The sequence below is a fragment of the Robertmurraya sp. GLU-23 genome (assembly GCF_052983275.1).
Window position 1 is genome coordinate 43,688 of sequence record NZ_JBRKCV010000023.1, and the last position, 19,869, is coordinate 63,556.

The window sequence follows — 19,869 nt, forward strand, 5'->3', positions numbered from 1 at the left end:
TCTTAAAGAATGGAGGTGCACTAAATGTCTCGCGTAGGTAAAAAACCAGTTGAAATTCCATCTGGCGTTACAGTAACAGTTGATGGAAGCAACGTAACAGTAAAAGGTCCTAAAGGTGAACTAAGTCGTTCATTTAATCCAGATATCGAAATTAAGGTAGAGGAGAACGTAATTAACGTTTCTCGTCCATCTGATGCGAAGGAACACCGCGCATTGCACGGTACTACTCGCGCATTACTTTCAAACATGGTTGAAGGTGTATCAAAAGGGTTCGAAAGAACACTTGAATTAATCGGGGTTGGTTACCGTGCTCAAAAGCAAGGTACGAAGCTTGTATTAAACGTTGGTTACTCTCATCCAGTAGAAATCGAACCTGAAACAGGTATCGAGATCGAAGTACCTTCAAATACACGTGTAATCGTAAAAGGTACAAACAAGGAGCGCGTTGGCGCACTTGCTGCTAACATTCGTGACGTTCGTCCTCCAGAGCCTTACAAAGGTAAAGGAATCCGTTATGAAGGCGAATTCGTTCGTCGTAAAGAAGGTAAGACAGGTAAGTAATGCCCTAAGGGGTAAACGAAAGGAGTGACCAAAATGATTACGAAGGCTGACAAAAATGCAACGCGTAAGAAAAGACACGCACGTGTGCGTTCAAAACTTAGCGGTACTGCAGCTCGTCCTCGTCTAAATGTGTTCCGTTCAAGCAAGCACATTTATGCACAACTAATTGACGATGTAAGTGGAGTAACTTTAGCGAGTGCTTCAACTTTAGATAAAGAAATCGGTCTTGAATCTACTGGTAACGTTGATGCAGCGGTTAAGGTCGGAGAATTAGTTGCAAAGCGTGCTGTAGAAAAAGGCGTTAAAGCTGTTGTTTTCGATCGTGGAGGATACTTATATCATGGACGCGTGAAAGCACTAGCAGATGCTGCTCGTGAAAACGGCTTAGAATTTTAATAGACAAAGGAGGGACACAAAAAGATGCGTCGTATTGATCCAAACAAACTTGAACTTGAAGAACGCGTAGTTACGGTTAACCGTGTTGCGAAAGTTGTTAAAGGTGGACGTCGTTTCCGTTTCTCTGCTCTAGTAGTAGTAGGTGACAAAAACGGCCACGTTGGCTTTGGTACTGGTAAAGCACAAGAAGTACCAGATGCAATCCGTAAAGCAATTGAAGATGCTAAGAAAAACTTAATCGAGGTACCAATGGTAGGTACTACGATTCCTCACCAAGTAATCGGACACTTCGGTGCTGGTGAAATCCTTCTAAAGCCTGCTTCTGAAGGTACTGGGGTTATCGCTGGTGGTCCAGTTCGTGCGGTACTAGAATTAGCTGGTGTAGCTGATATCTTATCAAAATCTTTAGGTACAAACACACCAATTAACATGGTTCGTGCAACTTTGGACGGTTTAAAACAACTAAAACGTGCTGAAGACGTAGCTAAATTGCGTGGAAAATCAGTAGAAGAACTGTTAGGTTAAGGGAGGGAAAGATAATGGCTAATAAATTAGAAATTACCCTCACTCGCAGTGTGATTGGTCGTCCACAAGATCAAAAAGAAACTGTTAAAGCACTTGGTTTACGTAAAATTCACCAAACTGTTGAGCAACAAGATAATGCTGCTATTCGCGGTATGATCAATAAAGTTGCCCACCTTGTAACAGTTGTAGAAAAATAAATTGATTTTTTTCTTTTAATAAGGAGGTGCCAATATGAAACTTCATGAATTAAAACCTGCAGAAGGTTCTCGTCGTGAGCGCAAGCGTCTTGGACGCGGTATCGGTTCTGGGCAAGGTAAAACTGCTGGTAAAGGTCATAAAGGTCAAAATGCTCGTTCTGGTGGCGGTGTACGTCCTGGCTTCGAGGGTGGTCAAACACCTTTATTCCAACGTTTACCTAAACGTGGATTTACCAACATCAACCGCAAGGAATACGCTATTGTAAACCTTGATGCACTAAACCGTTTTGAAGACGGAACTGAAGTTACTCCAGAACTTCTTATTGAAACTGGTGTGGTTAGCAGTGAAAAAGCAGGAATCAAGATTCTTGCTAAAGGCAATGTTGAGAAAAAGCTTACTGTAAAAGCTCATAAATTCTCCTCTGCTGCAAAGGAAGCTATCGAAGCTGCCGGCGGTCAAACTGAGGTGATTTAATGTTTCAGACAATCTCCAATTTTATGCGCGTGGGTGATATAAGACGAAAAATCATATTCACCCTTTTAATGTTGATTGTATTTAGAATCGGGACATTTATTCCTGTTCCACATGTAAATACCGATATTTTAAAAGCACAAGATCAACTTAGTGTATTTGGAGTACTGAATACATTTGGTGGGGGAGCACTTAGTAACTTCTCTATCCTTGCTATGGGGATCATGCCGTATATTACAGCGTCTATTATCATTCAACTTTTACAGATGGATGTAGTACCGAAATTTACGGAGTGGTCAAAGCAAGGAGATGTAGGTCGTCGTAAGCTTGCTCAGTTTACCCGCTACTTTACGATCGTACTTGGATTTATTCAAGCGTTCGGAATGTCTTATGGTTTTAATAATCTTGCTGGTGGATTATTGATTGAGAAGCCTGGGATCGGAACTTATCTTTTAATCGCAACTGTATTAACAGGCGGTACGGCTTTCCTTTTATGGTTAGGTGAACAAATCACTTCAAAAGGAGTCGGAAATGGTATTTCGATTATCATCTTTGCTGGTATCGTTGCTAGTATTCCGAATATAGCCAACCAAATTTATGCACAGCAGTTTCAAGATGCTGGTGACCAGCTTTTCTTAAATATCGTAACAGTCCTGTTGATTGTTTTAGCAGTAATTGCGATTATTGTAGGAACTATCTTTATTCAACAAGCTTTACGTAAAATCCCAATTCAATATGCAAAGAAAATGACTGCTGGCACATCGCCTGCGGGACAATCCACTCACTTGCCTTTAAAGGTAAATGCGGCTGGAGTTATCCCTGTTATCTTTGCAGTATCGTTTATTATTACTCCTAGAACGATTGCACAGTTCTTCGAGCAAAATAGCGTAACAATTTGGATTGAACGAATTTTTGATTATACACATCCAATTGGAATGGTGATCTACTGTGCGCTAATTATTGCGTTCACCTATTTCTATGCATTCATTCAAGTAAACCCAGAACAAGTGGCTGAGAACTTGAAGAAGCAAGGTGGGTATATTCCAGGAATTCGTCCAGGTAAGAACACTCAAGAATATTTAACGCGTGTATTATACCGCTTAACTTTTGTTGGTGCGCTGTTCTTATCAGCTATTGCCATTCTTCCAGTCTTTTTTGTGAAGTTTGCGGGTCTTCCGGAATCTGCTCAAATTGGTGGAACGAGCTTGCTTATCGTTATCGGGGTTGCCCTCGAAACAATGAAACAGCTTGAAGCTCAACTTGTTAAGCGTCACTATAAAGGATTTATAAAATAATTCGGATTTGGGGACATATGTTCCCAAACGCCGTTTTAGAGACTGAGGGGGAGCCAGAGTGAATTTAGTTTTGATGGGGCTGCCAGGTGCGGGAAAAGGCACTCAAGCTGAAAAAATCGTTGAAAAATATTCTATCCCTCATATCTCGACAGGAGATATGTTCCGTGCTGCAATGAAGGAAGGAACAGAGCTAGGTTTAAAAGCAAAATCTTTCATGGATCAAGGAGCGCTTGTTCCTGATGAAGTAACAATCGGTATTGTTCGTGAGAGATTAAGTAAAGATGACTGTCAAAAGGGATTCTTACTTGATGGTTTTCCTAGAACTGTTGCTCAAGCAGAAGCGCTAGAGAATATGCTTACTGATTTAGATAAGAAAATTGACTACTGTTTAAATATTGATGTAGACCATAATATTCTGATGGAACGTTTAACTGGTCGTCGAATTTGTAAAGATTGTGGAGCTACTTATCACTTGGTTTTCAATCCTCCTGCAAAGGATGGAACATGTGACCGTTGTGGTGGAGAGCTTTATCAGCGTGCAGATGATAACGAAGAGACGGTTCATAACCGCTTAGAAGTAAACATTCAACAATCAGAACCTTTGCTTCATTTCTATGAAACGAAAGGTTATCTGAAAAATATAAACGGTCAGCAAGATATTCATGATGTATTCAAAGATATTGACAGCCTTCTTCGGGAGCTTGCGTAAATGATTATTTGCAAGACTCCGCGTGAGATTGAAATAATGCGTGAAGCTGGTCGCATCGTTGCACTTACGCACCAGGAGTTAAAAAAGCATATCGTTCCCGGTATAACTACGAAGGAACTGGATAAAATTGCTGAAGCTTTTATAAGAAAGCATGATGCGAGTCCGTCCTTTAAAGGCTATAACGGATTTACCGGCAGCATCTGTGCTTCCGTAAATGAAGAACTGGTGCATGGTATTCCTGGAAATCGTGTTTTGAACAATGGTGATATTATCAGTATTGATATCGGTGCTGAATATAATGGCTATCATGGTGATTCAGCTTGGACTTATGCCGTAGGTTCTATTGATGAGGAGACACAGCGTCTATTAGATGTTACGGAGGAATCCTTATACAAGGGACTTAACGAAGCTAAGCCAGGTGATCGTCTGTCGAACATCTCCCACGCGATTCAAACTTATGTGGAAGCAAACGGGTTTTCAGTTGTGCGCGAGTATGTAGGGCACGGAATAGGGCAAGACTTACATGAGGATCCTCAAATTCCCCATTATGGTCCACCTAATAAAGGCCCGCGTTTAAAACCTGGGATGGTACTAGCGGTTGAGCCGATGGTGAATGCAGGAAGTCGTTATGTTAAGACATTAGCTGACGATTGGACCGTTGTTACAGTCGATGGGAGAATGTGTGCTCACTTTGAACATACAATTGCTATCACTGAAGCGGGTTTTGAAATTCTTACAAAAGCTTAACTTGTAAAGCCAAGGGAACTGTCAAGAGTTTAGTAATATTTTTGTTATTAAAATTGGGCAAATCCTTTTTAATATGCTATAATTATAAGGTTGCTAGAAAATTGTAGTGTATTAACCGGTCGTGTTGCATTGGAAAGCTACGATTTCTTTCAGTAAGTATTTAATGGATCATGTAACTGATGAGTAGAAGGGAGACTAGTTCTATGGCGAAAGATGATGTAATTGAAATTGAAGGTACGGTTCTTGAAACTTTGCCTAACGCTATGTTTAAGGTAGAATTAGAAAATGGTCATACAGTACTAGCTCATGTTTCCGGTAAAATTCGTATGCACTTCATCCGTATTTTGCCTGGTGACAAAGTAACTGTTGAGCTATCCCCATATGACTTAACACGCGGAAGAATTACTTACCGCTTTAAATAATCTGTTGCACTCCGTAATATCAAGGAGGTTAGGATAATGAAAGTGAGACCATCTGTTAAGCCGATCTGCGAAAAGTGTAAAGTTATCCGTAGACGCGGCAAAGTTATGGTTATTTGTGAAAACCCTAAGCATAAACAAAAACAAGGCTAATAATGAGGGAGGTGCTCTAGTAAATGGCACGTATTGCAGGTGTTGATATTCCACGTGAAAAGCGTGTAGTAATCTCATTAACTTACATCTATGGTATTGGTAAAAATACTGCACATAAAGTATTGGCTGAAGCTGGTGTTTCAGAAGAGACTCGTGTGCGTGATTTAACGGAAGAAGAGCTTAACAAAATCCGTGACATCGTTGATAAATTAAAGGTTGAAGGTGACCTTCGTCGTGAAATTTCTTTAAACATCAAGCGTTTAATGGAAATCGGTTCATACCGTGGTCTTCGTCATCGTCGTGGATTACCAGTTCGCGGACAAAACACGAAGAACAATGCACGTACTCGTAAAGGTCCACGTAAGACTGTAGCTAACAAGAAGAAATAATCGGTAAAGGAGGTACTTTAAATGGCTCGTAAAACTAATACTCGTAAGCGTCGTGTAAAAAAGAATATTGAACAAGGGATTGCTCATATCCGTTCTACATTCAATAACACGATTGTAACAATCACAGATGTTCATGGAAATGCTCTTTCATGGTCAAGTGCTGGTTCATTAGGATTTAAAGGTTCTCGTAAATCTACTCCTTTTGCAGCGCAAATGGCAGCTGAAACAGCAGCTAAATCATCTATGGAACATGGAATGAAAACTTTAGAAGTAACAGTTAAAGGACCTGGTGCAGGACGTGAAGCTGCTATCCGTGCTCTTCAAGCTGCTGGTCTAGAAGTTACTGCTATTAGAGACGTAACTCCAGTTCCTCATAACGGATGTCGTCCACCAAAACGTCGTCGTGTATAATTTTTCTGTATAGAAAAAAAATCCCTGTCTATAATGGGATATGATAAGAACTTTATACGTTTATACAGGATCATTTTTCCAGTTGTTGTGCACAAGCGGGAACGTATACAGGGGGAATTTCGGTTAAACACACTAACCGAGGTTTCGACGTTTTGAAGGAGGGTATATTTGATGATCGAAATAGAAAAACCAAAAATCGAAACGGTTGAGATCAGCGATGATGCCAAGTACGGGAAGTTCGTCGTAGAACCACTAGAACGTGGATATGGTACTACTTTGGGTAACTCCTTACGTCGTATCCTATTGTCGTCACTCCCAGGTGCGGCGGTCACATCGATTCAAGTCGATGGGGTGCTTCATGAATTCTCAACAATTGAAGGCGTCGTAGAAGATGTTACTTCTATTATTTTAAATATTAAGAAACTGGCACTGAAAATCTACTCTGATGAAGAGAAGACGCTTGAAATTGATGTGCAAGGTGAGGGAGTAGTGACTGCGGCTGACGTAACTCATGACAGTGATGTCGAGATATTAAACCCGGATCTACACATTGCGACCCTTGGTTCGAACGGCAATCTTCGCATGCGCTTAACTGCTAAGCGTGGAAGAGGGTATACACCTGCTGATCAGAACAAGAGAGAGGATCAACCAATCGGTGTTATTCCTATCGACTCCATCTACACTCCAGTTTCACGTGTTGTCTACCAAGTAGAAAACACTCGTGTCGGTCAAATGACTAACTATGATAAGTTAACTTTCGATGTATGGACTGATGGAAGCACTGGTCCTCAAGATGCTGTTGCACTTGGAGCGAAAATCTTAACTGAGCATTTAAATATCTTTGTTGGTTTAACTGATGAAGCACAAAATGCTGAGATCATGGTTGAAAAAGAAGAAGATCAAAAAGAAAAAGTACTTGAGATGACGATTGAAGAATTGGATTTATCCGTTCGTTCATACAACTGCTTAAAGCGTGCTGGCATCAATACTGTTCAAGAGCTTGCTAACAAGACAGAAGAGGACATGATGAAGGTACGTAACTTAGGTCGTAAGTCTCTTGAGGAAGTAAAACACAAACTTGAAGAGCTTGGATTAGGATTACGTAAAGACGATTGATCTTAGGTCAAACCTTTTACCATTCCAAGTCTTAAGCAACTAGAGATAAATGACTTCAACAAAGGAGGGAAACTTTCATGGGATACAGAAAGTTAGGACGCACTAGTGCTCAACGTAAGGCTATGTTACGTGATTTAACAACAGACTTAATCATTAATGAGCGTATTGAAACAACTGAAGCTCGTGCTAAAGAACTTCGTTCAGTAGTTGAGAAAATGATTACTCTTGGTAAGCGTGGGGACCTTCATGCTCGTCGTCAAGCATCTGCTTACGTTCGTCACGAAGTAGCTAACGCTGAAACTAACCAAGATGCTGTTCAAAAATTATTCAGTGACATCGCTGGTCGTTACGAAGAGCGTCAAGGCGGTTACACTAGAATCATGAAACTTGGACCACGTCGTGGAGACGGAGCTCCAATGGTTATCATCGAATTAGTTTAATAGCTAGTACAGACAACAAGGGTGAAGGACAGTTTACACAGGAACTTGTTCTCTGCCCTTTTGCTGTAATGAGCCGTTGACTATCTAAAGTTTTAAGCCCAACGAGTGTTACGATGAGGGTGTATGTATATGTTTTCACTTCTCGTCTAGCTCATGCGCCTTGCTCTCATTTGGAATGAAGAGGAGGCGCAGGCTTTATTTAGGAAAGAGCATTGAAATAAGAAGTCAATGAGACATTCATTCATGCCATCATACATATTATTTTTTATATTTTTACGGTGAATGGTCCGTGTCTTCACTTTCAAAGCTCGCCAAGATTGGCGAGTTTTCTTTATAATATTGGGTTTTTCTTATAGATATGAAATGGTAGTTGAGAGGAGATGAGTAATTTGGTAGCATCCATCGTTCAGATTGAGAATGTCTCTTTTAAATATGATCTTCAAGAGGAGTACGCCTTAAATGATGTCTCCTTTAACATAAATAAAGGCGAATGGCTTGCCATTGTAGGTCATAATGGATCTGGTAAGTCAACGCTTGCGAAGCTTTTGAATGGGCTTCAATTTGCCGAAAAAGGTTCCATTACAATTGGTGGAACGAAGATATCAGAAGAAACGGTTTGGGAAACTAGAAAAATGGTCGGTATGGTCTTTCAAAATCCGGATAATCAGTTTGTTGGTACTACCGTTCAGGATGATGTAGCATTTGGACTTGAGAATCATGGTGTTCCTCGGGAGGAAATGATTGTCCGTGTTCAGGAAGCATTAGAGCAAGTGAAGATGAGTCAGTTTTTATCACAAGAACCTCATCATCTATCAGGTGGACAAAAGCAGCGAGTAGCTATAGCTTCTGTATTAGCTCTAAAACCGGCTATTATCGTTTTAGACGAAGCTACCTCTATGCTCGACCCAAAAGGGCGTGAACAGGTTTTAGAAACGATTCGAGAGCTTAAAAGTGATAATGATTTAACTGTTGTATCTATTACGCATGATTTAGAGGAAGCTGCCAAGGCTGACCGAATGATTGTTATGAATAGAGGGCAGGTGTATAAAGAAGGCAGCCCAAAGGAAATTTTTCAACTCGAAGAAGAGCTTATTTCATTAGGGCTGGATATTCCTTTTTCCGTAAAATTGAGCAAGAAGTTAAAAGAGTTAGGCATGACCTTAGATAAACATTATCTATCAGAAGAAGAGTTGGTGAAACAATTATGGACATCTCACTCCAAGAAGTAGAATACAAATATTCAGCAAATACACCCTTTGAACGTCTTGCTTTAGTAGATGTTTCCATTGAAATAAAAGCAGGAACTTTTTTGGCGATCATTGGGCATACGGGTTCTGGAAAATCCACGGTTATTCAGCATTTAAATGCTCTATTAAAACCGACGAATGGCAAGGTTGTCATTGGTGATCGAGTCATCACTAGCGATAAAAAGCAAAAGAACCTTAAAGAAGTTAGAAAAAGGGTCGGTATTGTTTTTCAATTCCCAGAGCATCAGCTGTTTGAAGAAACAGTAGAAAAGGATATATGCTTTGGCCCAATGAATTTTGGTGTTTCTGAATCAGAGGCCAAGGAACGAGCAAGGATTGCGATACGCCAAGTAGGCTTACAGGAGGGGGTTCTTCAAAAGTCTCCTTTTGACTTATCAGGCGGACAGATGAGAAGGGTAGCTATTGCCGGAGTCCTTGCGATGCAACCGGATGTTATTGTATTAGACGAGCCAACTGCAGGTTTAGACCCTCGTGGTAGAAAAGAAATAATGGATATGTTTTATTCCTTACATAAGGAACGAAGCCTTTCTACGATTCTTGTTACTCATAGTATGGAGGACGCAGCCCTTTACGCTGACCAGATTGCGATAATGCATCAAGGTCGTGTATACAGGAAGGGAAATCCAACGGAGATTTTCAGTGACCCTGAAGGACTATTTGAGCTTGGACTTGATGTTCCAGAGGTGGTACGCTTCCAGAGAAAGTTTGAGGCTGAATTTGGACAATCACTAGGGAAAACATGTTTAACCATCGAAGAGTTATCTGAAATGATGGTCAAACATTTGCAGGGAGGATTTAAATAGATGGATAAAATGATATTTGGTCGTTATATTCCTGCAGATTCTGTGTTGCATCGGATGGATCCTCGTTCAAAACTAGTTCTCATCTTTTTATTTGTTTGTGTGGTGTTTTTAGCAAACAATGCCCTAACGTATGGAACGCTACTATTGTATACGATTATCATGCTTTCTTTATCAAAAATTTCTATTCGGTTTATCATGGCTGGCTTAAAGCCGGTATTGTGGTTAGTTGTTTTTACCTTGTTTCTTCATCTTTTTTTAACCAAGGAAGGGAATCTTCTTTTTCAGTGGGGTTGGATAGAAGTATATGAAGAAGGAATCAAGCAAGGCCTTTTTATTTCCGTGCGATTCTTTTTGCTTATTCTCATGACTTCACTTCTAACGTTAACAACCACACCTATTGAGATAACAGATGGATTAGAAGAGCTTCTTGGGCCGTTAAAGAAAGTTAAATTTCCGGTTCATGAACTTGCGTTAATGATGTCCATATCCCTAAGGTTCATTCCTACTCTTATGCAGGAGACAGACAAAATTATGAAAGCACAGTCTGCCCGCGGTGTTGACTTTACTGGAGGACCTGTAAAAGACCGTGTAAAGGCAATTATCCCATTACTTATCCCATTGTTTATTTCATCGTTTAAACGGGCGGAGGAACTCGCTATTGCGATGGAGGCAAGGGGATACCGTGGCGGTGAGGGAAGAACGAAGTATCGGCAATTGAGCTGGGGCGCCAGAGATACATCCATGCTATTGGCCTTAGGGCTAGTTACGGCTCTATTAACGGTACTACGAGCGTAAAGGTGTGATTTCCATGAAGAGATATAAGTGTAAAATATCTTATGACGGGACAGCATTTCATGGCTATCAGGTACAGCCTAATAAGCGTACCGTACAATCAGAGCTAGAGGCAGCCCTTGCAAAGCTTCACAAAGGCAGACAAGTAAAGGTGACAGCTTCTGGTCGTACAGATGCAGGAGTACATGCAAAGGGGCAAGTTATTCATTTTGACTCGAATCTAAACATCCCTTTACCCAAGTGGCAATTAGCATTACATGGAGTTTTGCCAAGTGAGATTGCGATTTTAGCGATCGAGGAAGTGGATCATGACTTTCATGCGCGTTTTGATGCAGGGGGGAAAGAGTATCGATATTTTATTGATAACCGGAAAATTCGTGATCCATTTCAAAGAAACTATTCGTATCATTTTCCTTACCCGTTAGACCTAGATAGCATGAAAGAGGCTAGTGCCTACTTTATTGGTGAGTACGATTTTACGAGCTTCTGTTCCGCAAAGACAGAAGTAGTGGATCGTGTAAGAACGATATACGATCTAGATATTTCTGGTGAGGGTGAACAACTAGTACTTCGCTTTCGTGGAAATGGGTTTCTTTATAATATGGTTCGGATCATTGTAGGCACTCTTATACAGGTCGGAAATGGAGAAATTACGCCTGGCTCTATCCCAGGGATAATTGAAAAGAAAGACCGAATCTTCGCAGGGAAAACTGCTCCTCCCCAAGGGTTATACCTTTGGGAAGTGTTTTATGAGTAAAATCATAGTTATAAAGTAGAAAAGATTATTTAAAAATTTTCTATGACAACTAATCCTGGTGTAACATTTCCTTGACATCAGGGCTGAAGCAGTATATGATATCAAATGTATGTATTTTAATCCCATGATAAGCCCCGTTAACTTATTATGTCGAGATATACGTAAATCATGACTGAACACATGTCGGAACACGTGTGGAAAGCATGCCAGAACAAATTTTATGAATGTATAATTTAGGAGGGAACTATTCAATGCGTACAACGTTTATGGCTAATTCAAACAATATTGAACGTAAATGGTACGTGATTGATGCAGAAGGCAAAACTCTTGGACGTCTTGCTTCAGAAGTTGCATCAATTCTACGTGGGAAACATAAACCAACTTTCACACCACATGTTGACACTGGTGATAACGTAATTCTAATCAATGCTTCAAAGATCGAGTTAACTGGTAAGAAATTAACTGACAAGATCTACTACCGTCACACTATGCACCCAGGTGGTTTAAAAACTAGAACGGCTCTTGAAATGCGTACAAACTACGCTGAAAGAATGTTAGAGCTTGCTATTAAAGGCATGCTTCCTAAAAATTCTTTAGGTCGTCAAATGTTCAGAAAGTTACACGTATACGCTGGTAGCGAGCATCCGCACCAAGCACAACAACCTGAAGTTTACGAACTTCGTGGATAATTAAAGGGAGGGTATTATATTGGCACAGGTTCAATACATTGGTACTGGTCGTCGTAAAAGCTCCGTTGCACGTGTTCGTCTAGTTCCAGGCAGCGGTAAAATTACAATCAACGATCGTGACATCACTGATTACATTCCATTCGAAGCACTACGTGAAGTAGTAAAGCAACCATTAAACGCAACAGAAACTCTAGGTAGCTATGATATTCTTGTTAACGTTAATGGTGGAGGTTACACTGGTCAAGCTGGCGCTATCCGCCACGGTATCGCTCGTGCGTTACTAAACGTTGACCCAGAATACCGTCCAACACTTAAGCGTGCTGGATTATTAACTCGTGACGCTCGTATGAAAGAACGTAAGAAATACGGTCTTAAAGGCGCTCGTCGTGCACCTCAGTTCTCAAAGCGTTAATTTTGCGCTTATCAAGGACTCTCAACCAATGGTTGGGGGTCTTTTTGTTTTAATAAAAAAACACCTCCTCTCTATTATATGAATGTTTACTCTGCAAAATGAACAGGTAAAGTGATCTTAACACTTGTACCTTCCGTTTCTTTACTTGTAATTTCCATCGTTCCCGTATGTGATTCAATAATTTTAAAGCTGGTCATCATACCTAAACCCGTTCCTTTTTGTTTTGTTGTATAAAATGGTATGCCGATATTTTCAAGTACATCTTCCGGGATGCCACAGCCTTGGTCTGTAATTTTAATAGAAACTTGCCCGTTAGGAGAACTTTCTAAAAGCACATGGATATCTCCTCCCGATGGCATGGATTCAATCGCATTCTTTATGAGGTTAATGAACACTTGTTTTAATTGATTGGCTACACAGTATACTAGGGGAATATCTTCAGCAGTAAAATGAATGTTCACTCGATTCATTAGTGCTTGTGAGCCGAGCAATGTCGTCACATCATGAAAGATCTCTGTTAGATCCTCATAGCGAAAATGCTGAACTTGAGGTTTAGCCACCATCAGTAACTCACCAGTAATTTGTTCAATGCGTGCAATCTCACCCGCCATGATTTCGTAATAGCATATTTCTTTGCTTGGGGCAGATGACATCATGATTTGGAGAAAACCCTTAAGAGCGGTAAGGGGGTTTCGTATTTCATGTGCGATCGAAGCGGACAGCTGACCAACTGCTGAAAGCTTTTCAGATTTTATAAGTTGTTGCTCGGTGGCCTTCTAAATCTGTGATATCCTTGGCGATCCCATATACACCTACTACCTCATGATCAACTATGATGGGAATGTTTGTTACACTCACATGAACGACTCGTCCATCTTTATGTAAAGCCTTTGTTTCATAATGTTGGGTAAATCCTGTTGCTGCCTTTTCATAGTGATTTCTGGTTCTTTGTAATTCTGCTTCTTCAACAAGGGGAAGATAAGTTAATTGGAGAAATTCCTTTTCTGTATAACCTAACAAGCGCTCCATTGCTGCGTTCACACTAAGGTAATTTCCTTCTAAATCAAAAGAGAAAACTGCGTCTGGATTTTGTTCAAATAGGGATTTATAATGTTGCTGTTTTTTGGAAGCAGCTTTCTTTTCTGCTGTAACATCCAAAAAGTACACGGAAAGGCCATTGGATGATGGATAGGCTCTTACATCAAACCAAGTATTTAGTGGAGGAAAAAAAGAAATAAAATGTTACTGGTACTTGTTCATGTACAGCTTTGTAGTACTGTTCGTAGAAAGCTAAATGAACTGCTTCAGGGAATTCAATCCAAATGTTTTTACCAAAAAGATCTTCTCGATTTCGGAAAAGTAATCGGGCTGCTTCGGAGTTAATATAGGTGAAGTTCCAATTTGTATCAACCGAGAAGAAACCATCTGTTATCCGATCTAATATCTCAAGTGCATCAATTTCTAGTTGGTTCATACTAATAACCCACCCTTATTTAAATTTTACCTATCTGGTAATAAATTCTAGACCTTGAACTATATTCCTGCATACATTTATTTCATCTATTTTAATTCCTTGTAAAATATTATCAATACATGTGTAGGAAAATTAACCAAAAAAATTGGAAGGTGAATTCAGGAGCAAATCTGTATGTCTCTCTTTTCGGCGTTAAAGAATAATCGAAAGGGGTGACGATGTAGTGAACGTAATTACAACCTTTAAAGATAAAAAACGTGAAAAACAGTTGAAATATGAAAAATCAGTCTTAAGAGAAATCTCATTGAAAATGTTAAAGGAAAGAGTCAAACAATATTTTGGTTCATCTCGTATAACGGCTAACTTACTAACACAATCAGGGATTGAAGAGGCTTGTTATGATGTAGCAATTGAAGCGTATCTTCTAGGTGCCCACTTTAGTAAATTTGGATTTTATGGAGAGTCAGTAGACAGTATTAAGGACCGATGTCATAAAGAGGAAAAGCATCTAATTGATACACTTTATAATTTCCTCCTTTATTGGGGAAAGGGAACGGAAGGAGTTTATAGTGAGTCCCTTTTTTACTTATGTGAGCAGTATGTTGAAAGTTGGTGGCATGAAGGCTTTCATACAGGAGAAAGAAGACACAAACTAAGGCTTCATTAACTTAATGTTCTATAATCCCATCTTGTCCCATATATTAAATTGAATATTGGACGGATGGGAAGGACTGACGCATAGAGATGAGCAAAAGAACGAAAATCATTGCTTTTACCGTTGGACTAGTTATTTTATTTTTTATTCTTCAGTACGATTATTTTAAAACCAAAGAATCTTGGAATTCCTGGAGTCTTCCACTTTCAGGGCAAATCATCTTGCTCGACCCTGGCCATGGTGGACCTGATGGAGGAGCTGGCGAAGAGGGTGCGCTTGAAAAGGATATTGCATTAAGTGTATCGAAGAAATTAAGAGACTATCTTCAAGAGCAAGGTGCTTTAGTTATTATGACTAGAGAGGAAGATAAGGACTTAGCTGAGGATGGAACTAGAGGGTATAGCAGGAGAAAAGTAGAGGATTTAAAAAAGCGTTTAGCCATGATTAATGAGTCGGAAGCGAACTTTTTTGTTAGTGTTCATCTAAATTCGATACCTTCACAGAAATGGAGTGGTGCACAGACATTTTATGCACCACAGTTAAAGGACAACGCTAAAGCTGCCAAGTTCATTCAGGACGAGCTTCGAATCAATCTTGAAAATACGGATCGTAAAGCAAAACCGTTGAGCTCTGTGTATATCTTGAAAAATGCAAAGAAACCAGGGGTATTAGTGGAGGTAGGCTTTTTATCAAATCCTACAGAAAAGCAGTTATTAAAGACAGAGGAGTATCAAGATAAGGTAGCAGCTTCTATTTATAAAGGAATGCTAAGATACTTCACAAATGAAAGTGAATTAATTGAAGCGGAGTAAGAAGGTGAAATAAAACCACCTTCTTTTTTTCTTATATATGAGTGTGATGCAGTTAACTGTATCTACAGAGGAATATGTTATAATAAAATATGCAAACGAATTCAAAAAGGCGGTGTAAAAGTTGTTAACAGAAGCAAAGGTGATTGAACTTCTACAAAGTATAGAGGAACCATTTTTACATAAGACATTGGAAGAGTTAAATGCCATTGAAGAAGTAAAAATTAAAGAAGAGAAAAAACATGTAAGTGTTAAAATAGGAATTGCAAAAACAGGGACAGCTGAACAGCTTCAGTTACAGATGAAAATAGTAAATCTATTAAAGGGAGCGGGTGCTGAGTCAGTCGGAATCCGTTTTTTTGAATTGCCACAAGAGACACTTGAAAAGTTCCGTTCCGCTCAAGAGGAGGAATCACAAGGTCTTTTAACTCCAGAAAGTAAGACCACCTTTATTGCGATCGCAAGTGGAAAAGGTGGAGTAGGGAAATCGACGGTGTCAGTGAATCTAGCTGTTTCATTAGCTAGATTAGGAAAAAAAGTTGGGCTAGTGGATGCCGATATTTATGGGTTTAGTGTACCAGATATGATGGGCATTACGAAACGTCCAGCTGTACGTGGTGAAAAAATCATACCGGTCGAACGCTTCGGTGTAAAAGTTATCTCCATGGGCTTTTTTGTAGAAGATAATTCTCCCATCATTTGGCGAGGACCGATGCTTGGAAAAATGCTGAACAGCTTTTTCAATGAAGTAGAATGGGGAGATCTAGATTATTTACTACTCGATTTGCCTCCTGGAACAGGTGATGTAGCTCTTGATGTGCATAGTATGCTTCCAGCTTGTAAAGAGATTATTGTCACAACTCCACATCCAACAGCTGCGTTTGTCGCAGCGAGAGCGGGTGCCATGGCTCTAAAAACAGATCATGAGATTTTAGGTGTAGTAGAAAATATGTCTTACTTTGAAAGTAAGTTAACCGGGGAAAAAGAATATGTGTTCGGCCAGGGTGGAGGAGAGAAGCTTGCTGATGAGCTTCAAACGAAGGTGCTTGGCAAATTACCTCTTGGTCAGCCAGATTGGAATGAAGATGATTTTGCCCCTTCTGTTTATCATGAAGACCATAAATTAGGTCAAATTTACAAAGAAATTGCAGGTACGATCATCGAGTCACTCAGCAAATAAGGAAAACCTCTCCGCTTGGAGAGGTTTTTTATGCAAGGAGAGATAAAGTGCTTGTAGTTTCTGTTTTCTGGTGCTCTCTTATTAAAGATGGTTGTGGGATGGTAAGACCTGAATGAATAGACGGAGAAACTCCGCCTATTTAGTAAATATTATTAAAAGGAGCTTATATAGACGGAGAGATTCCGTCTATTGACTCGAAAAACTCAAAAATGGTTGATTTTGCTGTGAATAAGCGGAAAACCTCCCCTTATTTTCCCTGAAAACGGGCTCCATTCTTTAATTAACCGGAAATTCTACGCTTATTTTTATAGTAAGACTGTCATTTCTGCACGTATTTTAAGAAAAGCACTAGAATACCTCTTAATTGAGCGCAGACCCGCTTTTCTATGCCCCCGTACCTTCTTCTTTTGCTTCTTCCTTACTTCCGCTTTGTTCCGCTACCTCTTCTACAGCTTTTAAAATAAGATCTTGAATTTTTGCTTTAAATAATGGACTCTCAAATGTTTCGGTCATAACCGCTTGAACATGCTTTCTGTATTCGGCACTTTTTAAAATGGTTGTTACTTCTTTTTCGAGTTCCGGGTCTTTTAGTACATCAATCATCATGGTTCGATACTCTGGATCCTTCATTAGATCTTTTAAAAGGGTTTCATTTTCTGTTCTCATGCTTTTTGCTACACTTTCAGAGAACTTTGGATCTTCAAATGACTTCTTCCAGAATGCTGTCCCCTGGTCTGAGGTTAATGCTTTTTCTACTGTATCTGATACAACTGCTTGGTCCATGATCAATGTTTCCTTCATGGTTTCATCATTCATCACATCTTTTATGGCTTTTTTTCCATCATCTGTTTTTAAGATATCAACTACCATTTTTTTTGTTTCTTCGTAATCCATTTGGCTGCTTGTATCTGCTTCAGCACAACCAGTAAGAAGTAACCCACTTATTAAAAGAGGGAGCACTAAAGACTTTTTAGGCATGATTAACGCTCCTTTCGATAGTAACTATAGTTTATGATGAAGAAAAACGACAAAAATTATACGTTTCCTGCTCGAACCTAGATTTTTCATACTTTGGTTGGTACAATCAATAAGGAATGATTACATAATTGGGGGAAATTACGTTGAATAGCCGTAACTTGGTAAGGATGTTTTTCTCGACGCTTTTAATCGGGGGAATTACAACAGGAATCGTTGGCTTTATTGTTCGTTGGAAAGAATTCGAGCCGTTTTTTACTGATTTTCAGATGGTTGAAATATTATCAATCCTAGCGTGGTTAGTAGGGGTTGGATTGATATTTAGCCTTATTAGTCAAATGGGCTTCTTTGCGTACTTAACGGTCCATCGTTTTGGTTTAGGTATATTTAAGTCTGTAAAGCTTTGGAATAGTGTACAAGTGGTACTTATCATCTTTGTTCTTTTTGATTTAGTTTATTTACGTTTTAATGCTTTTTCTGAAAAAGGAGATAGTTTTGTTCCTTATTTAGGACTTGCTTTATTCATCGCTGTTTGTGGGATTATTGCGGCATATTACAAAGCGAGACTAACAAATAAAGAAGCATTTATACCTGCGCTCTTTTTTATGATTGTTGTTACAGTTTTAGAATGGGTACCCATTCTTCGAGTAAATGAAAAGAGTTGGTTGTACTTAATGATTTTCCCTTTGCTTATTTGTAATGCCTATCAGTTATTATCATTACCCAAATTTATTTCAAATAGTGCAAAGAGCAAAAAAGCCGTCTAAATGTGACGGCTTAATTTATTTTATTTCTTTTGAAGAGGAGGTAGCGTTTGCTATCATTTCGGAGACAGATACAAGTTTTAATCCTTTTTTATTAATATCATCAATAATAGATGGAAGTGCAGCGGCTGTCTGTTTGGCAGAATCTGATGCATGAAGGAGAATAATATCCCCCTTGGTTGCTTTCGCTGCATTTTCTTGAATGATCTCGACACCCGGGTTAGTCCAGTCTTTTGAGTCAATACTCCAATGGATCACGGTAAGGCCAAAGCGGTCAGCTACCTTTAAGGTTTTTTGGTCAAAGTGACCTGTAGGTGCTCGTAATAGTTTTATATCCTTTATTCCGAGTTTCCTAAAGGCTTCTTGAGCCCTTGCGATATCCTTTACCATTTTATCTTCTTCTAGTTCGGTATAATCTTCATAATTATAGCCAAGCATTCCAATCTCGTATCCCTCTTTAACAATTCTCTCCACAATATGTGGGTGTCTTTCTGCCCAAGAACCTGATAAAAAGAAAGTCGCTGATTTTACATTTTTGCTTTTTAAAACATCCAAAATCGGCTCAGCTTTTTCATCACCCCAACCAATATTAAAGCTTACAGCTAAGTCCTTTTCGCCCTTATAGACTGCCTTTGGACCGTCTTTCCCTGAAAACGCTGGTACATTTACGTAATTTTCTAAATACAAAAACCAGGCTGTGAAAAATGCTGCGACTCCTACAAGGATAAATTGTTTTAAAGATTTGCCATTTAACACATAGAAAAATTTCATCCTCTCACCTCGTCCCAAAACACTACTTGTCTCAAATCTATTCAAAAAGAATTTGTTTTATGCTTATAAAATGGTGAAATTAGGAACACACTACAATAACTAAATTGTTAAAGGAGTGTATATGTTTTATGCTAGGATTGTTAATCAATGTGAAAGAAGTCAAAGAGATAGAGTACCTTATAAAGAGAGAAATGGATGAAATTTTGTTTGATTTAAAAGATGAGCGAATTGATCATGTTGTAAAGAGAGCTATGGAGGAAAGATACAAAATTCTATTTACGCTATTTAAGCGTGTAGCGCCAGCAAAGGAATGTCTAAAGTACACAAGGTCTGCCAATCAAAGAAAAGAAAAGAAAGGATAAAAACTGTTGACATTATTTTTAAACCTTGGTATATTAATAAACGTCGCTGCAGAACAACGAACTTTAAGAAAAAATATTTTAAAAAAACGTTGACGAGCGATTGGTTAAATGGTATATTGATAAAGTCGCTTTTGAGCGATAGAGAAACAAGTTGTTCTTTGAAAACTAAACAAATCATACGTCAACAAAAATGATTAGTGTTGAAAATACACTAGCCAACGTTTTAACTTTAAGAGCTAATCTTACTCTTTATTGGAGAGTTTGATCCTGGCTCAGGACGAACGCTGGCGGCGTGCCTAATACATGCAAGTCGAGCGGATCTTTGGGA

30 protein-coding genes and 1 rRNA gene are annotated in these 19,869 nt (G+C 39.3%); 26 read left to right on the top strand and 5 right to left on the bottom strand.

Translation table 11 applies throughout. The features are described 5' to 3' along the window. Positions 1 to 24 precede the first annotated feature (24 nt). The 20 genes from rplF (at position 25) to rpsI (ending at position 12,551) form a co-directional block, all read left to right on the top strand. Positions 25 to 561, top strand: a complete 537-nt coding sequence (rplF, locus tag ACVBAX_RS23325) for a 50S ribosomal protein L6 (RefSeq protein WP_119706279.1) — start codon at positions 25 to 27, stop codon at positions 559 to 561. Between the two features lie 33 nt (positions 562 to 594). Then, positions 595 to 957: a 50S ribosomal protein L18 gene (gene rplR / locus ACVBAX_RS23330; protein ID WP_066058521.1), complete on the top strand. Its 363-nt coding sequence runs from the start codon at positions 595 to 597 to the stop codon at positions 955 to 957. A gap of 24 nt (positions 958 to 981) precedes the next feature. After that, on the top strand, positions 982 to 1,482 hold the full coding sequence (gene rpsE, locus ACVBAX_RS23335) for a 30S ribosomal protein S5 (protein WP_066058517.1): 501 nt from the start codon (positions 982 to 984) through the stop codon (positions 1,480 to 1,482). Between the two features lie 14 nt (positions 1,483 to 1,496). Beyond that, positions 1,497 to 1,679: a 50S ribosomal protein L30 gene (gene rpmD / locus ACVBAX_RS23340; protein ID WP_119706280.1), complete on the top strand. Its 183-nt coding sequence runs from the start codon at positions 1,497 to 1,499 to the stop codon at positions 1,677 to 1,679. A 34-nt stretch (positions 1,680 to 1,713) separates the two neighbouring features. After that, on the top strand, positions 1,714 to 2,154 hold the full coding sequence (gene rplO, locus ACVBAX_RS23345) for a 50S ribosomal protein L15 (protein WP_066058511.1): 441 nt from the start codon (positions 1,714 to 1,716) through the stop codon (positions 2,152 to 2,154). After that, positions 2,154 to 3,446 carry a preprotein translocase subunit SecY gene (gene secY, locus ACVBAX_RS23350; RefSeq protein WP_430776958.1) on the top strand — a complete coding sequence of 431 codons (1,293 nt, stop codon included), beginning with the start codon at positions 2,154 to 2,156 and terminating at the stop codon, positions 3,444 to 3,446. Before rplO ends, secY begins: the two co-directional genes overlap by 1 nt. 58 nt (positions 3,447 to 3,504) lie before the next feature. Beyond that, positions 3,505 to 4,155, top strand: a complete 651-nt coding sequence (locus tag ACVBAX_RS23355; RefSeq protein WP_447119206.1) for an adenylate kinase — start codon at positions 3,505 to 3,507, stop codon at positions 4,153 to 4,155. Next, positions 4,156 to 4,902: a type I methionyl aminopeptidase gene (gene map / locus ACVBAX_RS23360; RefSeq protein WP_447119208.1), complete on the top strand. Its 747-nt coding sequence runs from the start codon at positions 4,156 to 4,158 to the stop codon at positions 4,900 to 4,902. A 203-nt stretch (positions 4,903 to 5,105) separates the two neighbouring features. After that, on the top strand, positions 5,106 to 5,324 hold the full coding sequence (gene infA / locus ACVBAX_RS23365; protein ID WP_019157108.1) for a translation initiation factor IF-1: 219 nt from the start codon (positions 5,106 to 5,108) through the stop codon (positions 5,322 to 5,324). Between the two features lie 36 nt (positions 5,325 to 5,360). Beyond that, the gene (gene rpmJ, locus ACVBAX_RS23370) at positions 5,361 to 5,474 is read left to right on the top strand and encodes a 50S ribosomal protein L36 (RefSeq protein ID WP_000868344.1); all 114 of its coding nucleotides are present in this window, start codon (positions 5,361 to 5,363) and stop codon (positions 5,472 to 5,474) included. A 23-nt stretch (positions 5,475 to 5,497) separates the two neighbouring features. Then, a complete protein-coding gene (rpsM, locus tag ACVBAX_RS23375) occupies positions 5,498 to 5,863 on the top strand; it encodes a 30S ribosomal protein S13 (protein ID WP_160547957.1) in 366 nt (121 codons plus the stop codon). A gap of 21 nt (positions 5,864 to 5,884) precedes the next feature. Next, the gene (gene rpsK / locus ACVBAX_RS23380; protein WP_160547956.1) at positions 5,885 to 6,274 is read left to right on the top strand and encodes a 30S ribosomal protein S11; all 390 of its coding nucleotides are present in this window, start codon (positions 5,885 to 5,887) and stop codon (positions 6,272 to 6,274) included. Positions 6,275 to 6,445: 171 nt separating this feature from the next. Next, entirely contained in the window at positions 6,446 to 7,390 is a 945-nt protein-coding gene (locus ACVBAX_RS23385) for a DNA-directed RNA polymerase subunit alpha (protein WP_066058497.1), read from the top strand. Positions 7,391 to 7,467: 77 nt separating this feature from the next. Further along, positions 7,468 to 7,830: a 50S ribosomal protein L17 gene (rplQ, locus tag ACVBAX_RS23390; protein ID WP_066058495.1), complete on the top strand. Its 363-nt coding sequence runs from the start codon at positions 7,468 to 7,470 to the stop codon at positions 7,828 to 7,830. Between the two features lie 380 nt (positions 7,831 to 8,210). After that, the gene (locus ACVBAX_RS23395) at positions 8,211 to 9,059 is read left to right on the top strand and encodes an energy-coupling factor ABC transporter ATP-binding protein (protein ID WP_447119214.1); all 849 of its coding nucleotides are present in this window, start codon (positions 8,211 to 8,213) and stop codon (positions 9,057 to 9,059) included. After that, complete coding sequence (locus ACVBAX_RS23400) at positions 9,035 to 9,901, top strand: energy-coupling factor ABC transporter ATP-binding protein (RefSeq protein WP_447119216.1); 867 nt, start codon at positions 9,035 to 9,037, stop codon at positions 9,899 to 9,901. The genes ACVBAX_RS23395 and ACVBAX_RS23400 overlap by 25 nt, the downstream gene beginning before the upstream one ends. Next, a complete protein-coding gene (locus tag ACVBAX_RS23405; RefSeq protein WP_430776963.1) occupies positions 9,902 to 10,696 on the top strand; it encodes an energy-coupling factor transporter transmembrane component T family protein in 795 nt (264 codons plus the stop codon). A gap of 13 nt (positions 10,697 to 10,709) precedes the next feature. Continuing rightward, positions 10,710 to 11,450, top strand: a complete 741-nt coding sequence (truA, locus tag ACVBAX_RS23410; RefSeq protein ID WP_447119218.1) for a tRNA pseudouridine(38-40) synthase TruA — start codon at positions 10,710 to 10,712, stop codon at positions 11,448 to 11,450. Positions 11,451 to 11,701: 251 nt separating this feature from the next. Further along, positions 11,702 to 12,139: a 50S ribosomal protein L13 gene (gene rplM, locus ACVBAX_RS23415; protein WP_066058483.1), complete on the top strand. Its 438-nt coding sequence runs from the start codon at positions 11,702 to 11,704 to the stop codon at positions 12,137 to 12,139. A gap of 19 nt (positions 12,140 to 12,158) precedes the next feature. Then, positions 12,159 to 12,551: a 30S ribosomal protein S9 gene (gene rpsI / locus ACVBAX_RS23420; protein WP_066058480.1), complete on the top strand. Its 393-nt coding sequence runs from the start codon at positions 12,159 to 12,161 to the stop codon at positions 12,549 to 12,551. Positions 12,552 to 12,637: 86 nt separating this feature from the next. Here rpsI and ACVBAX_RS23425 read toward each other — a convergent pair whose 3' ends face one another. The 3 genes from ACVBAX_RS23425 to ACVBAX_RS23435 are packed head-to-tail and all read right to left on the bottom strand — an operon-like array spanning position 12,638 to position 14,025. Beyond that, positions 12,638 to 13,306: an ATP-binding protein gene (locus tag ACVBAX_RS23425; RefSeq protein ID WP_447119233.1), complete on the bottom strand. Its 669-nt coding sequence runs from the start codon at positions 13,304 to 13,306 to the stop codon at positions 12,638 to 12,640. Beyond that, positions 13,296 to 13,718, bottom strand: coding sequence for a PAS domain-containing protein (locus tag ACVBAX_RS23430; protein ID WP_447119221.1), 423 nt, complete (start codon positions 13,716 to 13,718; stop codon positions 13,296 to 13,298). Before ACVBAX_RS23430 ends, ACVBAX_RS23425 begins: the two co-directional genes overlap by 11 nt. 34 nt (positions 13,719 to 13,752) lie before the next feature. Continuing rightward, positions 13,753 to 14,025, bottom strand: coding sequence for a PAS domain-containing protein (locus tag ACVBAX_RS23435; protein WP_447119223.1), 273 nt, complete (start codon positions 14,023 to 14,025; stop codon positions 13,753 to 13,755). A 223-nt stretch (positions 14,026 to 14,248) separates the two neighbouring features. Here ACVBAX_RS23435 and ACVBAX_RS23440 point away from each other — a divergent pair, with 223 nt between their 5' ends. The 3 genes from ACVBAX_RS23440 (at position 14,249) to ACVBAX_RS23450 (ending at position 16,669) form a co-directional block, all read left to right on the top strand. Beyond that, complete coding sequence (locus tag ACVBAX_RS23440) at positions 14,249 to 14,692, top strand: YbaK family protein (protein ID WP_430776966.1); 444 nt, start codon at positions 14,249 to 14,251, stop codon at positions 14,690 to 14,692. A gap of 77 nt (positions 14,693 to 14,769) precedes the next feature. Continuing rightward, on the top strand, positions 14,770 to 15,492 hold the full coding sequence (gene cwlD, locus ACVBAX_RS23445) for an N-acetylmuramoyl-L-alanine amidase CwlD (RefSeq protein ID WP_447119226.1): 723 nt from the start codon (positions 14,770 to 14,772) through the stop codon (positions 15,490 to 15,492). 121 nt (positions 15,493 to 15,613) lie between these two features. Continuing rightward, a complete protein-coding gene (locus tag ACVBAX_RS23450; RefSeq protein WP_447119228.1) occupies positions 15,614 to 16,669 on the top strand; it encodes an Mrp/NBP35 family ATP-binding protein in 1,056 nt (351 codons plus the stop codon). Positions 16,670 to 17,053: 384 nt separating this feature from the next. Here ACVBAX_RS23450 and gerD read toward each other — a convergent pair whose 3' ends face one another. After that, a complete protein-coding gene (gene gerD, locus ACVBAX_RS23455) occupies positions 17,054 to 17,647 on the bottom strand; it encodes a spore germination lipoprotein GerD (RefSeq protein WP_430776969.1) in 594 nt (197 codons plus the stop codon). 143 nt (positions 17,648 to 17,790) lie between these two features. On the opposite strand from gerD, the gene ACVBAX_RS23460 reads away from it, so the two are divergent. Next, positions 17,791 to 18,411: a KinB-signaling pathway activation protein gene (locus ACVBAX_RS23460; RefSeq protein ID WP_447119230.1), complete on the top strand. Its 621-nt coding sequence runs from the start codon at positions 17,791 to 17,793 to the stop codon at positions 18,409 to 18,411. A 15-nt stretch (positions 18,412 to 18,426) separates the two neighbouring features. Here ACVBAX_RS23460 and pdaB read toward each other — a convergent pair whose 3' ends face one another. After that, a complete protein-coding gene (pdaB, locus tag ACVBAX_RS23465; protein WP_430776971.1) occupies positions 18,427 to 19,179 on the bottom strand; it encodes a polysaccharide deacetylase family sporulation protein PdaB in 753 nt (250 codons plus the stop codon). A gap of 128 nt (positions 19,180 to 19,307) precedes the next feature. Between pdaB and ACVBAX_RS23470 the strand changes: the two genes are divergently transcribed. Further along, entirely contained in the window at positions 19,308 to 19,541 is a 234-nt protein-coding gene (locus tag ACVBAX_RS23470) for a hypothetical protein (protein WP_430776972.1), read from the top strand. Positions 19,542 to 19,790: 249 nt separating this feature from the next. Beyond that, positions 19,791 to 19,869, top strand: a 16S ribosomal RNA gene (locus ACVBAX_RS23475); the annotation flags it as partial.

Coding starts and splice junctions, on each gene's coding strand:
- rpsK (WP_160547956.1), top strand. CDS start 5,885: ATGGCTCGTAAAACTAATACTCGTAAGCGTCGTGTAAAAAAGAATATT.
- ACVBAX_RS23395 (WP_447119214.1), top strand. CDS start 8,211: ATGAGTAATTTGGTAGCATCCATCGTTCAGATTGAGAATGTCTCTTTT.
- ACVBAX_RS23385 (WP_066058497.1), top strand. CDS start 6,446: ATGATCGAAATAGAAAAACCAAAAATCGAAACGGTTGAGATCAGCGAT.
- ACVBAX_RS23400 (WP_447119216.1), top strand. CDS start 9,035: ATGGACATCTCACTCCAAGAAGTAGAATACAAATATTCAGCAAATACA.
- rpsM (WP_160547957.1), top strand. CDS start 5,498: ATGGCACGTATTGCAGGTGTTGATATTCCACGTGAAAAGCGTGTAGTA.
- rplO (WP_066058511.1), top strand. CDS start 1,714: ATGAAACTTCATGAATTAAAACCTGCAGAAGGTTCTCGTCGTGAGCGC.
- ACVBAX_RS23435 (WP_447119223.1), bottom strand. CDS start 14,025: ATGAACCAACTAGAAATTGATGCACTTGAGATATTAGATCGGATAACA.
- secY (WP_430776958.1), top strand. CDS start 2,154: ATGTTTCAGACAATCTCCAATTTTATGCGCGTGGGTGATATAAGACGA.
- map (WP_447119208.1), top strand. CDS start 4,156: ATGATTATTTGCAAGACTCCGCGTGAGATTGAAATAATGCGTGAAGCT.
- rplF (WP_119706279.1), top strand. CDS start 25: ATGTCTCGCGTAGGTAAAAAACCAGTTGAAATTCCATCTGGCGTTACA.
- rpmD (WP_119706280.1), top strand. CDS start 1,497: ATGGCTAATAAATTAGAAATTACCCTCACTCGCAGTGTGATTGGTCGT.
- rplM (WP_066058483.1), top strand. CDS start 11,702: ATGCGTACAACGTTTATGGCTAATTCAAACAATATTGAACGTAAATGG.
- infA (WP_019157108.1), top strand. CDS start 5,106: ATGGCGAAAGATGATGTAATTGAAATTGAAGGTACGGTTCTTGAAACT.
- ACVBAX_RS23470 (WP_430776972.1), top strand. CDS start 19,308: ATGCTAGGATTGTTAATCAATGTGAAAGAAGTCAAAGAGATAGAGTAC.
- ACVBAX_RS23405 (WP_430776963.1), top strand. CDS start 9,902: ATGGATAAAATGATATTTGGTCGTTATATTCCTGCAGATTCTGTGTTG.
- gerD (WP_430776969.1), bottom strand. CDS start 17,647: ATGCCTAAAAAGTCTTTAGTGCTCCCTCTTTTAATAAGTGGGTTACTT.
- cwlD (WP_447119226.1), top strand. CDS start 14,770: ATGAGCAAAAGAACGAAAATCATTGCTTTTACCGTTGGACTAGTTATT.
- rplQ (WP_066058495.1), top strand. CDS start 7,468: ATGGGATACAGAAAGTTAGGACGCACTAGTGCTCAACGTAAGGCTATG.
- rpmJ (WP_000868344.1), top strand. CDS start 5,361: ATGAAAGTGAGACCATCTGTTAAGCCGATCTGCGAAAAGTGTAAAGTT.
- pdaB (WP_430776971.1), bottom strand. CDS start 19,179: ATGAAATTTTTCTATGTGTTAAATGGCAAATCTTTAAAACAATTTATC.
- rpsE (WP_066058517.1), top strand. CDS start 982: ATGCGTCGTATTGATCCAAACAAACTTGAACTTGAAGAACGCGTAGTT.
- truA (WP_447119218.1), top strand. CDS start 10,710: ATGAAGAGATATAAGTGTAAAATATCTTATGACGGGACAGCATTTCAT.
- rplR (WP_066058521.1), top strand. CDS start 595: ATGATTACGAAGGCTGACAAAAATGCAACGCGTAAGAAAAGACACGCA.